We start from the raw sequence: 11512 nt of genomic DNA, 5'->3' as shown, positions 1-11512 counted from the left end.
GGAAGCACCACCGCAATGATCGACACCGATCTTCTGGTCTACGCCGGAACCCTCGCGATCTTCATCATCGCCGCCCTCGCCGTCGGCATCCTGTGCCTGGTTGTCTTCACCGCTCTGGCAACCACCGCAAGCATCAAGAAGGCACGCCGGAACCAGCACACCCGCAAGGAATACGCCGACGTGCAAGGCCCGGAACGGCTCGACGCCGGCCCCCACTCCGAACCCTGGGGAGAGACCCTGGTTCCCGTCTTTTTTGAGGAACGGGACGGACTGGGACACGGCCCGGGCGGAAAGAAGGGGTTGCGTGTGCGCCGACCCAACCGGCCGCGGATCATCCAGCACATCTAAACGCCCTATCAAGGCAGCCGCGTCATGAAACGTGCCGCTGTTCGCTATAGCGGGCGACCTGAGGCGGACGGATTCCGGATCGGCCCGCGATGTGGGCAAGGGCGGTTCTCCCTGAGTATGGGGAACCGCTGGTGAAAACGGGAGAGGCGCGCCTGTGGCGGGCGTTGAACAGCGGTGACCGGATAGAAGTGCTTCCACAGCGGGTACTGCAGCGGGACCGGGACCATCGATGATCGCACACACGGCGGCTGCACAGTGTGGATCATCCTGGACCACGGCGTGGGGCGGATCGCTGTCACTGAGGCCGGCCCTGCGGCGTTGGTCCTCATCGAGTAGCATGCCACGAAGGTCTGTGGAAGGCGCACCGGATTCGCCTGAATTTCGGGCTTCAGTTGCCTGCCGTGTGCAGGGATGGCGGCGGGTCTGCGGCGTGTGCCGACGCGGCAGTCTGCTGGCTGGTCAAGGCGCAACAGGGACCGGAGTCGGGGCGTCCGACCTGGCGGCGTTGTCCGTCGGGTTTGGGGGCGAAGCCGGCTGGCCCGGCGGGCTTTCTGTTGCGGTTCCGTAGGGGCCGCGCCCGGGGACGGACGCCTCCTGGTGTATTGGGTCCGGGCTTCTGGCCGGGGCGGCAGGCGTGATGATCATTGCCGCGATCATGGCAGCCGTCGCGGCAACGGCCCGGATCCCGTGGAAGAGCGCCCGGAGGGGATTCCCGTGCTGGGTCATTGTCTCGTTGAGCTGCTGCACTTCGTGTTGGCCGGGGAAGGGCATGACGTCCAGGATGCGCATCGCTGTCACGGGGCAGATGAGGGTCATGATCAGTCCGGGGTGCAGGAAGCTTCGCATGCCGGAGTGGACGCCGCCGAGCCGTTTGAGGGCGGCGTGGCAGTCCTGGCAGGTCCGGGTATGGCGGTCGACGGATGCCCGTTCGCCGGGGCCGGCCTGTCCTTGGGCTGAGAGGGTCAGGAGCTGGAGCATTATTCCGCAGCCTGTGTTGGGTGTTTCCCGGATGTAGACGGCCAGGTATGCCTCGCGCGGGCCCTTGCGTGCCCGCTTGAGAACGGCGGAGAGAGCGTTGGGTTCGATTCCCAGCAACGGTGCTGCTTCGCGCGGTTTCAGGCCTTCGATTTCAACGTACCAAAGGACTCGTTGCCAGCGCAGGGGCAGTGCAGCGAATGCCTCCGCGACGAAATCGTGGTCCGGGGAGCGGAAGTCATGGACGCTGTTCCCGTGGGCGGCCACTTCATCGATCCCCGACGCAGGGTGTTCCGGTCCGGAATGGTGGTCCGCTGCGGCCGTCCGGACTGCTGTGAAGAGGTAGGGCCGGACCGGTCCGTCGGGGCCCTTGCCGCGGCGCATGGCCGTCAGTGACTTCAGGAACGCCGTCGCGGCGATGTCTTCGGCATCGTGGAAGGAACTGCTTAACCGGCTGGCGTACCGCAACGCCGGTTCCCAGTGGATCCGGTAGAGAGTGATGACCGCCCCGGGGAGGCCGTCCCGGCAATCCTGGACGAGGCGGGCTTCCTCCTCCGATGTCGACGGGTACTCGATCACGGCAAGTCACCGAACGCCGGTGCGTGGCCGTGCGGCAACCGGACTGCGGCAAGCATTGAATCGGTGAAAGCTGCAGTGGGCATCGTTGCTCCGGGGCGGGGAGGGGTCCCGAGCCGGTCGAACGGGATGCTCCTAGGAAAGCACGACAAGATCACCAATGGGTGTTTTTGTCGTTAAATGTTCAGACAAACGTCGCATGTTACGAGCCGGGGCGTCCGGCACTGCCGGAAGAGGCCCGGGGCGGTTCGTCCTGGCTTGCTTCGAAGTCGACCGAAGCTAGAACCCTGTCGACCGAGCGGAGGATGTCGCCGGTCTTTCTCAGGGCCAGGATCGGATCGAACGGGCCCGCCCCGTTCCCGGTCGCCGAAATGTACTCGGTCCAGGCGCGGGAAAGTTCCGCGATTTCGTCCCGGCCGACCGACACGGTGGGACGATCATGGGTGTTCTCTGACATGCCTTCCCCTGTTGTCGCCGATGCCTGCCGATCATATCGGCCTGGGCCGTCCTGGTTTGTAACATCCGGACTTTGTGCGTCCTGGATGCTTCCTGGTCCTTTACCCATGTTCCTCCGTGACTTCGGTTCTGTCTTCACGCCGGGTCCTCAACCCGGCAGGCACCAGATCAAGAAAGGCACGCAGGCCGGGGGCGGAGACGCTGGTGTTGTCGGCGTTGCGGTGGGGGAGGAAAACGTACCGGCGCTGGGCATCGTCGTGGTCGGTGACGAAGTGGGTGTGGGCATCGGGGTGGCCGTGGTCGGTGACGGTGTGGGTGTGGGCATCGGGGTGGCCGTGGTCGGTGACGGTGTGGGCGACGGTGCGGGCCTGCTTGGTGATGGAGTTGGCGCCGGCACGGTGGTTGAGCCTGGTGACGGCTTGGGCGGCGCCGGATGTGCAGCTGACGTTGGTGGTGGATTCCTGTGCGGACCCGGTGACGGGTTGCGGGGAGGGTTTGCCGGGCGCAGGGGCAGGAACGGGACCGCCGGCGATTCGTTTCCGCCGGGTTCCGTCACGGCTGCGGGTCCGGCGGCGGTTGAAGAATCGATGGTTGGCGGACCGGGACGGCCGCTTGGTGTGCCGGGGCCACTGCCGGATGCCGTGGCGGGTGCGTGGGGTGAGGGGCTCGTGGATTCTTGCACGGCAATGGTGTGTTGCGTTGGAGTGCCCGTCCCCTGGACGAGAAGAACCAGTCCGACGGCGGCCGCGATCCCGGCGATGGCTGACCCTGCCAGGAAACCCGTGCTCAGCCACGGCCTCGGATTCCACCGTGGGACGGGTAACGTCGAAGCTGCAAGTGAGGGTGAGAGCAGCAGGACAGGGGCAACAAGCACCCGCATGGTCTTCCTGATGTCCGTCAGCTCCGCGATGACCTTCCTGCAGTCCTCGCAGCCCCGGGCGTGTTCCTTCGCGGCACCGCGGTCACGGGCCGACGCGGTGCCCAGGACGGTCCCTGCCAGATAGGGGAGCGTCGGCTGGCAACCGGCCTGCGGGAGTTCTCCTGCGGCGTATTCGTGCAAGTACGCTTCCCGGAGTCCCCGCCTGGCTCTCATGAGCAACGCCGAGACAGCGTTCGGTTCCATGCCAAGCAACGGCGCGATACGGCGGGGCGGTTCATTCTCCACCTCGGCATGCCAAAGCACCGTCCGCCACCGTGCGGGCAACGATTCGAAGGCCCGGTAGACCGGTGTGATGCTGTCCTGGCTCAGGACGGCTTCCAGGCCAAGGTCCTCCAGGCCGGTGTCCGGGGTCTGCTCACTGGGGACTTCCTTTGATTGCTGATCCCAATGGTCGGCCGCCACCGTGCGGACCGCGCGGAACAGGTAGGGGCGGAACACCGCCTCCGGCCCGTTGCCTCTGCCGATCGCGGCAATCACTTTCGTGAAGGCTTCATGCGCCACATCATCGGCGTCCGCTCCGTTGCCCATCAGACGTCGGGCGAACCGGAAGGCTGCATCGTGGTGCCTGCGGTACAGGAGGTCCACGGCGCCGCGGTCGCCGCCACGGCTGGAGATGATCAGGGCCTCATCTGAAAGCTCCGTCACGCTCTGAACACTGATAGCGTCCACCCCCGTTGTGTCGTCCTGGACCCGGGCTCCCCGACAAAAGGATCCCCAGTCCTCAACAGCAAAGATGCAGGATCCTGACGCCCACGATGCCCGCCGCTGATCTAATCAACCCGCCCCAATCCGGGGACAAGGACACCGTCGGCGGCCGCCGTGTCCCGTGGGGTGGGACATCGTATTGCCTTGGTGCTAGGGAAGCCCGGCCTCGTCGGGCGAAAGACCAGAAGACCGGGCGGACCCATAGGCCCGCAGATCCGCGGCCCGGTCCCCTCTGGCGGTGTTGGCCAACCAGCAAACGTCACGGAGTTCATTGAAGGCCGGTTCATCGAAGGCCAGATCGTCGAAGGCCGGGCCGTTGTTGTCCGGCCAGGCTGCCCGGATTCGTTCCAAAGCCTCCGTGTACGGGACGGGCCACGGACGGTACCGGTCCCCGTCAACGTCCCCGACGGTCATCAAACCGGCGGCCAGCGCATTCTCGAGATAGCGCAGAGCCGTGGACCTGAGCGGCCGGCCCTGGCACAGGGGATGACGTGAAACGTAGTAGGCAAACATTCCCAGGCTCAGCACGTCATTCCGGTTCTCGGCCAGGACAAAGGAGATCAGTCCGGCCGGCCCGGCCACGGCCCTGGTTTCGGCTTCCTCCACGGGCGCCAGGCTCTTCATGAGTCTGCTTGTTCCCCGGGCGATGGCTTGATCGTTGCCATCACGCTTCCCACCGCGTCGATGACCGCGCCCGCGTGCCGCAGCGATGCCACAGGGTCGAACTGTTCGTAGTTCCGGTCCGACATGCCAACGAACGCATACCAGCAGGCCTGAAGCCTGCGAAGTTCCGCGGCGCCGACACTCACGGTCTCGGGCCCGGTCCGGAGCGTTTCCCGGGTCTTGAGCGGAGCTGTCGTCATGTCAATAAAACCCCGGGCCGGCCCGATCATGACGACGCATGGACCGGCGAAACTCTGCGTATTCTGACTGGCTTGAAAATGGCGACTCGTAGGTAACGACCAGGATGGTGTCCTTCACGTTTAAATCCGTCCGACCGGTATGGTTTGTTTTCGAAACTGGAGAGAGGATCATGATGGCCGGTGTCATTCCGGAGAATGGACAGCCTGTCGGGGGTGGTGGCTTTGGTGCCCCGGTCGCCCGGGAGCTGGTGCATCGGAGGTCCATTTCCGAGGTTTTCCTGACGGATATCCGTCCGTCAGGTGGGACGGGTTATACGTTGTCGGCGCAGTGGCCGCGTTGGCATGTTTTCTTTGATTCCCGGAGTCCGGGTTTCGACTCGGCGTTGGTCGTGGAGACGCTGCGGCAGTTGACGGTTCTGATCGCGCATACGCAACTGGGTGTGCCCGTCGGCGCGCGGTTCCTCATGCCGGAGATGTTCGTCTCGATGGCACCGAACACGGTAAGTGACCCGGGCAAACCCGCCGAGGTGCGGATCGAGGTCCGGGTTTCCGACGTCAGGCAAACCGTTAAGGGGACGGTCTTCTTCCGCACCACGGCAAATTTCCTGGTGGACGGTGTCAGGATCGCGGGTGGAACGGCCGGGGCACGGATTGTCGATCCCGGGGTCTATGACCGCTTCAGGTCCGGGGGTGAAGCCATTCACGGGGCCGCAGGGGCACCAGCGCCGGCAGCGGTCTCTTCGGCGAGGGTGGGGCATGGTTCTTCCCTGAATGTTGTCCTGGGCAGGAACACGGGAACGCCGCGTTGGCCTCTGCGGGTTGATGTGTCCAACCCGGTCTTGTTCGACCATCCTTTGGACCATGTTCCGGGTGTCGTGCTGATCGAAGCAGTACGGCAGGCATTCCGGCTGGCCCGGATGGATCCAACCCTTGACTTCGCCTTCTTTGATGCCCGGTTCATGTCCATGGTTGAGCTGGGTTCCGAAACGGAGGTCGTGCTGGAAACCCCGGCCGAGGGCACCGGAGACGGGAGGGCGGTGGCGAGCATTCAAACCCTGGGCGAGGTAAAGATGCGCACCATCGTGCAGCTCAGACCCAGACGGTAGCGTCCCGGGTCCAGATCGGGTTCAGTCTCCGGTAGGTGAGGAGAGCAGCCCTGAGAGGGCGCGGGGGTCCCCTTGGAAGTCTTCGTGGAGGATGCCCATGAGCAGGATTTCCCACATGTCCTCGATCCGGCGCATCACATCGTGCCGGCCGGTCAGGACGTCGGAGACCATCTGCACCCCGGTGAAGGATGCCACGATGTAGCGGGCAAGGGCGGCAGGATCCACGGCTGGCCCGATCTGTCCCTCGCTCTTCCCCTGTTCCGTCAGTTGTTCCATCACTGCGATCCAGTCTTCGTACGGCCTGTGCACGGGCCGGTCGAAGGCCGACGCCTCAAGGGTGAGCCGGATGCCGGCCTTGACCACGGGTTCGTTGAGCAGTTGAAGTCCGAACATGCGGCACATCAGGATCATCGTCGCCAGTGCCGGCCGGTCCTCGGCCAGGATCTTCTCGCTTTCCGCCCGGGCCATGCGGTGCTGCTCATCGATGACTTCCCGGGCGAGGTCTTCCTTGGATTTGAAGTGAAAGTACAGTGCCCCTTTGGTCACTCCCGCGGCTTCGGACACCTGCGTCAGGCTGGCGTTGCCGTAGCCGCGCTCCTCGAAGACCGCCGCGGCGCCCGCGATGATGGACTGGCGGGTCGCCCTGGCACGGTCTTGAAGGACCAAGTACGAACCTCGACTCTCATCACATGACATGCCACCCGGGGCCCCCTACGCGCTCGGCGCAACGCCGGGAACCCCGGTGACTGCGATCCTAGCAAAACCACGACTGGGCGCTCATCGCTGCGACATCCTGGTCCGGCCGTGTTGGGCGCGCGTCTATCCGGTTCACCGGGGAATCAGCCGGGACGGCCGGGGTTCATGGCTGCTGTGCTGAACCGATCGTTGAGTCGGTGAAGGTCGTGAACTGCGACATCCAGGGGAAGAGGAACTGGACGAGCAGCACCACGACCCCGGCACCGAGGGCCGCCGATGTGAGGATCCGCACCCACAGGGGTCCCGGAAGGTGGCGGAAGATACATCCGTACATGGCTTAACCCTTTCCGCGCGTCCGGGCGACTTGCTTGGCGATCTCCTGCGGTGGCCCGGCGGATGCCGGCTGCCAACTTTCCAGCAAGGAGTACGCGATGATGCGTTCCTGGGAGCCGAAGCGCGGATTGCAGCTGGTCATCGTCAGGTAGCTTTCGGTAGGCGCCACGCCGGGCTGTGCGGGGACCGGAAGAAGGACGTCCGTCCGTGAAGGCAGCACGATCTGGTTGTTGCGGAAAACGTAGGTGTAGTAACCGTCTTTGGTCTGCACATATATCTTGTCGCCCGGAACCAGGAGATGGATGTTGTCCAGCACCGCGCCGTGGGTCTGGCGGTGTCCGGCGACGGCGAAGTTGCCAGGGGCTCCGGGCATGCTCGTGGTCCCGTAATGGCCCAGGCCCAGCGTGTGCAGGATGTCGGAACCGGTTCCCTCGATGATGGGCCGGGAATAGTCCGGGCCGAACCGGGGAATGTACATGATGCCGATCATGTAGCCGTGGCCCGGCGCAGCAGCCACGGCAGGCTTCCCATAATCGACCGGTGCCGCAGCCGGGGCGGGTGTGAGGGGTCCGGTGAAGTCCCGGGCAAAGCCCTGGACGGCCTGGTTCTGCCTGGCGTCCGCGTCGACGTTGGTCCACCACAAGTCCCACGCGACAAACAACAAAAGGATCACCCCGGACGTGACGAGGATTTCCCCGAACCCCCGCAGGATGCCACGGACTATCCGTCCGCCGCTCATCCGGCGTCCCCAAGGTAGTCAGGAGAAGCCGACGGAGAGCGCTGGGTTGTCATTGCCTTCTCTTCCTCAAACGGGCGTATGGCAGGCCGCCGTCCGGGGTGATGACGTGGCGGTCTCTAACAAGAACCGGCTGGACCTGGAATTCTGACGAAATGCACCCGGCGTTGGCCCGCTCCCGCTCATTTGGAGGGGCCCAACCATGAGGTTCTGCCGTGGCGGGTTTCGCCCGTTCCGGGCGTGGCAGAATGACCGGATGATCTTTGACCGAAGGCCTGCCCGGGCGGGTTTCCTCCATGCCGGCACGATTCCTGTCTGCCTGGCAGTCGGGCTGGTGTTGCTTTCCGGCTGTTCCGCCCCCGACGCGGGATCCGGCCCGCCAGGTTCCCCGGCGGGCCCCTCCCTCCCCTCGGACGCGCCCACCCAAGCGGCACCCTCTCCCGCAACGGCGTCCCTGGAGCCGGCCACCGTCAAACTGAAGTAGACCATTGACGCCGCCCTGACCGCTCTTGCCGGCACCGATGCCAAACCGGCCCAGGAAACCGTGAGGTCAACGCTCGCCGCGGCAGGGGTCCCTGTTTCGTCCCTGGAAGTGTCCGCGGGCCGCACACCAACAGGACTGGAGGTCGACGCCATCGAGGCAGCTGCCCGCACCGGGACGGACTGCGTCATGGCACAAATCAGGGACGGCCACGTCACCACGGCCATCCTGCCCGTGCTGGCCAGCGGTAAGTGCTTCGCGGGAGACGCCCGCTAGACAAAGTCCAGGCAAACGAGTCTTCCGTGACCGGCCCAAAGCGCCCTTCACTCCCGGTTGTCCGGAAGAGATGCTAGCCCAGAACCACGGCCAGGACGCCGGTCACGACGGCGAGCAGCGGCGTCGTGCCCTGGAGAACCGCTGCGCGGAAGTACTTCCTGCCGCCCAGGGCAAGCACAATTGCCGCCAGCAGCATGGACCCGCACGAGCTGAACACAAGCGTCCAACCCACCTGCCGGTGCCCGAGCGCGATCACGACGATCCCGGCGAGGGCGCCGATGGCGAGGAAGAGGTTGTAGAAACCCTGGTTGTACGCGAGGGACCTGGTGGTTTCGGCGTCCGCCTTGGAAGCGAGGCTGAAACGCTGCCACGTGGCCGGACGGGTCCAGGTGATCGACTCCATGCTGAAGATATAGACGTGCAGCAAGGAGGCGAGAAGGGCAAAAAGCAGGGAAACCTGAATCACGTGCGTGTCCTTTGTCATCGGGGACCTGGTGTTGGTGCACGGCTGCGTGAGCCAGCTGAATGCCACCCCCGAGCACCATCATTGAGGACCACGGGCCTGGGTTCAGCTACCGACGCGGATGAAGGTGTGGCCCTTGCCGACGTTGACGCTGAAGAGGACGGTGGTGTTCCCGTTCCAGCCGCCGTGCACGGCCTGGCCGTTGCCGGCGTATACCGCGATGTGTGCTTCGCCCATGCCGCCGTCGGGGTAGTAGACAAGGTCACCAGGGCGGGCATCGGCGGCGCTGACGGTGCGCCCGAGTGTGAGGTAGTCCGCGGGCCAGCCATGGAAGTTGATGCCTGCGGCGGCGAGGGAGTGGGTGACGAGCATGGTGCAGTCCTGCGCGACGCCGAGTTGGGCGTAGGCCGCCGCGATGATCGCCGCACCCGTCACGGAGGACGCAGATTGTGTTGCCGGGCGTCCGGCTGGCGCGGCGGCCTGGGGCCATGCGCCCGTGCGCGCTCCCGCTCCGGCCGGCGTGGTGGCCTGCGAGGATGTGCCCGTTCCCGCGCCCGCGGGGGCGGTGCCCTGTACCGGTGCCCCGGCCGTGGTGGTCCCGGCCCGTGCGGGTGAAGGCGGGGCGGCTGCTGTGTGAGGTGCGGCTGGTGTCACGGGCGGGGTGGGGGCAGGTGCTGCCTTTGAGCTGACGGCAGGGCGTTCGAAGCTGATTCGGGCGGCGGGGCTGGCGACGATGGCCGGTTCTTCCGGGGCGTGGGCGGTGAGCGGGGCCGGTGCCTGGCTCTCACGGGCTCCGGCTCCGGTGTCGGCGTGTGCTGCGGTGCTGCCGGTGAGGGCCAGCCCTGAGGTGACGGCCACGACGAGGGCCCGCCTGCCGAAATCATTTACGTCCAGCGCTTTGTTGATCGCGGTGATCGGGGAGGCCGTTTCGGCCCGGTGCCTGGCGGTCGTGGTAGCCATGTGTCTCGCTTTCGTCGGCAGGAACCGGCCGGGTCGGCGTCGGTCCTGGTCAGGCAGGACAAGGAAACCACGGTCACGCCGCGGCACCCCGTGCCCGCCAAACGGCAAAGGTTCAGTTCTCGATGTGTGCCACTGGCACACATCGACAACCGGACCCGCCAGGGATCGTGACGCCTGCCAAGGAGGCTGACGACCACTGGGCTAACGCGTGGCCCGCCGCTGGCATGACCCGCCCATCGGCGTCATGGCCCACGTCGGAGCGCGCGTCCGGGTCAAGGCCGTTGCCGCCGAGAGGGGAACGTTCCGCCTGTGGCCGCATGGGAAGCGCTCAGAGATCACCGGCATGGAGGGTGGACGGATCTCTTGGAGGTACACGCGTGAATGGGCAAATGCCTGACGTGGTGGTCCGGCAAACGGCGTGACCTATCTTCGTCCCTTTCCTGGAGCGCCCCTGGCGAGTCCTGCTCCAGGAAGACCGTGACGCCTAACGATCTCAGTTCAGAGCTGACGGGCCCGTGGCACCGATGTTGTCCTCGAAGAGGTTGACGCTTTACTCCCCAGGGAGTCAACCTTCCACAACGGCCCGGCTGACTCAACGGTCAGGACAACATCAGGGCGGCGGAGCCGGAAGACGATGCCAGGACGCCGGTCATCGAAGACCTCTGCAGCTGGGTGAACGCTCAGATGCCCGCCGTTTACCAATGCACGGAGAACGTCTTCCACGCCAAGCGGCACCCCAGCGCGTCGTGCGAGCTCTGCCGGGTACGTGACGCCGGCACAGCGGCCGTCCATGAACTCAACCCTGTCCACCATCCCCAAAAGGACAGTCAGGACGACACGCTGAACCCGGGGTATTTTCAGTCCATTGATCCACCTCATGAACGCAGGGTGTTCCTGGTCATAGCAGTCTTGCATCGCGGCGGCAGCAGGCCGCTTCAGGCCGAAGGGCACCAACGTGGCCATTTCAATCACTTTCATTCACATACGGACACAATTTCAGCCGCTTACTGGCAACGCCTAAGGGGTTTAGGTGTGCGGGTGGCTGCGGCGCGGGTCTTTACTCGACGCCTCCAATGCCTGGACGTCACCCAGGATGTGGAGACGGACGGTCCGGGCGGTGTCCACCAGCTCCGGGCCGACCGGCAAAAGCAGACGCCGGAGAGACTGAGAGGAAACCAGCAAAACCCTCACCGCCACAGGGATACTAACTTGCCGCCTACTGAATCCTGACGCCACAGGCAATCAGCCCGAATCAATACACAACGGACCAGATATCGCTGCGATCACGTCAAGGGGCGTTGGAACGTCTCGACCACCAACTGCAACCGACGGCTTGCGTGGCCCGCCGTCACGTGAGCTCGCTGCGCCAACGCGCGCATTTTCTCGGCGGCCGCGGCGGCAGCAATTTTGATTCGTCCCGCGACCTCCAAAACAGCGATTCGTGGAACGCCAACCGCTGCCTGGCCGGCCTTGACAGCTGTGCGTAGCTTTTCCCAAACCAAGTCCCGCGTGCAGGATCGGAGATCAGGACATTCGCGTCGAGAACGCAAGCACAAATTCCAGTAGTACGCCCCGAAGGGTTCCTTGGGTTCTTGCGT

15 protein-coding genes are annotated in these 11512 nt (G+C 65.2%); 4 read left to right on the top strand and 11 right to left on the bottom strand.

All coding sequences use genetic code 11. The features are described from left to right. Nucleotides 1–348 (top strand): hypothetical protein (locus AB4068_RS15560; protein WP_441433852.1); only part of this gene is annotated, 348 nt, incomplete at its 5' end. A gap of 459 nt (nucleotides 349–807) precedes the next feature. Here the strand turns inward: AB4068_RS15560 and AB4068_RS15555 are convergent. The 5 genes from AB4068_RS15555 to AB4068_RS15535 all read right to left on the bottom strand — a co-directional run bounded on the left by AB4068_RS15555 (nucleotide 808) and on the right by AB4068_RS15535 (nucleotide 4863). Continuing rightward, the gene (locus AB4068_RS15555) at nucleotides 808–1902 is read right to left on the bottom strand and encodes an RNA polymerase sigma factor (protein ID WP_441433851.1); all 1095 of its coding nucleotides are present in this window, start codon (nucleotides 1900–1902) and stop codon (nucleotides 808–810) included. A 199-nt stretch (nucleotides 1903–2101) separates the two neighbouring features. Next, nucleotides 2102–2356, bottom strand: a complete 255-nt coding sequence (locus tag AB4068_RS15550; RefSeq protein WP_441433850.1) for a hypothetical protein — start codon at nucleotides 2354–2356, stop codon at nucleotides 2102–2104. Between the two features lie 147 nt (nucleotides 2357–2503). Then, nucleotides 2504–3940 (bottom strand): sigma-70 family RNA polymerase sigma factor, encoded by a 1437-nt coding sequence (locus AB4068_RS15545; protein WP_441433849.1) that lies wholly within the window; start codon nucleotides 3938–3940, stop codon nucleotides 2504–2506. A gap of 210 nt (nucleotides 3941–4150) precedes the next feature. Then, a complete protein-coding gene (locus AB4068_RS15540) occupies nucleotides 4151–4624 on the bottom strand; it encodes a hypothetical protein (RefSeq protein ID WP_441433848.1) in 474 nt (157 codons plus the stop codon). Beyond that, nucleotides 4621–4863 (bottom strand): hypothetical protein, encoded by a 243-nt coding sequence (locus AB4068_RS15535; RefSeq protein ID WP_441433847.1) that lies wholly within the window; start codon nucleotides 4861–4863, stop codon nucleotides 4621–4623. Before AB4068_RS15535 ends, AB4068_RS15540 begins: the two co-directional genes overlap by 4 nt. A 104-nt stretch (nucleotides 4864–4967) precedes the next feature. Here AB4068_RS15535 and AB4068_RS15530 point away from each other — a divergent pair, with 104 nt between their 5' ends. Continuing rightward, complete coding sequence (locus AB4068_RS15530; protein ID WP_441433846.1) at nucleotides 4968–5969, top strand: ScbA/BarX family gamma-butyrolactone biosynthesis protein; 1002 nt, start codon at nucleotides 4968–4970, stop codon at nucleotides 5967–5969. A gap of 21 nt (nucleotides 5970–5990) precedes the next feature. Here AB4068_RS15530 and AB4068_RS15525 read toward each other — a convergent pair whose 3' ends face one another. The 3 genes from AB4068_RS15525 to AB4068_RS15515 form a co-directional block, all read right to left on the bottom strand. Further along, nucleotides 5991–6635 carry a ScbR family autoregulator-binding transcription factor gene (locus AB4068_RS15525; RefSeq protein ID WP_441433845.1) on the bottom strand — a complete coding sequence of 215 codons (645 nt, stop codon included), beginning with the start codon at nucleotides 6633–6635 and terminating at the stop codon, nucleotides 5991–5993. A gap of 193 nt (nucleotides 6636–6828) precedes the next feature. After that, on the bottom strand, nucleotides 6829–6999 hold the full coding sequence (locus tag AB4068_RS15520) for a hypothetical protein (RefSeq protein WP_441433844.1): 171 nt from the start codon (nucleotides 6997–6999) through the stop codon (nucleotides 6829–6831). A 3-nt stretch (nucleotides 7000–7002) separates the two neighbouring features. Next, nucleotides 7003–7737, bottom strand: a complete 735-nt coding sequence (locus AB4068_RS15515) for a class E sortase (RefSeq protein WP_441433843.1) — start codon at nucleotides 7735–7737, stop codon at nucleotides 7003–7005. A gap of 253 nt (nucleotides 7738–7990) precedes the next feature. Between AB4068_RS15515 and AB4068_RS15510 the strand changes: the two genes are divergently transcribed. Both AB4068_RS15510 and AB4068_RS15505 read left to right on the top strand, forming a co-directional pair. Then, nucleotides 7991–8218, top strand: a complete 228-nt coding sequence (locus AB4068_RS15510; protein WP_441433842.1) for a hypothetical protein — start codon at nucleotides 7991–7993, stop codon at nucleotides 8216–8218. Between the two features lie 3 nt (nucleotides 8219–8221). Continuing rightward, a complete protein-coding gene (locus tag AB4068_RS15505; protein ID WP_441433853.1) occupies nucleotides 8222–8491 on the top strand; it encodes a DUF6993 domain-containing protein in 270 nt (89 codons plus the stop codon). 73 nt (nucleotides 8492–8564) lie between these two features. On the opposite strand, the gene AB4068_RS15500 is transcribed toward AB4068_RS15505, so the two are convergent. The 3 genes from AB4068_RS15500 to AB4068_RS15490 form a co-directional block, all read right to left on the bottom strand. Further along, nucleotides 8565–8957: a DUF1304 domain-containing protein gene (locus AB4068_RS15500; RefSeq protein WP_441433841.1), complete on the bottom strand. Its 393-nt coding sequence runs from the start codon at nucleotides 8955–8957 to the stop codon at nucleotides 8565–8567. Nucleotides 8958–9059: 102 nt separating this feature from the next. After that, complete coding sequence (locus AB4068_RS15495) at nucleotides 9060–9914, bottom strand: NlpC/P60 family protein (protein WP_441433840.1); 855 nt, start codon at nucleotides 9912–9914, stop codon at nucleotides 9060–9062. Nucleotides 9915–10412: 498 nt separating this feature from the next. Further along, entirely contained in the window at nucleotides 10413–10892 is a 480-nt protein-coding gene (locus AB4068_RS15490; RefSeq protein WP_441433839.1) for a hypothetical protein, read from the bottom strand. Nucleotides 10893–11512: the final 620 nt, after the last annotated feature.

It is taken from the genome of Arthrobacter sp. 2RAF22, from assembly GCF_052115325.1.
Taxonomy (GTDB): domain Bacteria; phylum Actinomycetota; class Actinomycetes; order Actinomycetales; family Micrococcaceae; genus Arthrobacter.
The sequence above is the reverse complement of the archived record's forward strand: the minus strand, read 5'-3'. Positions and strand labels throughout refer to the sequence as shown.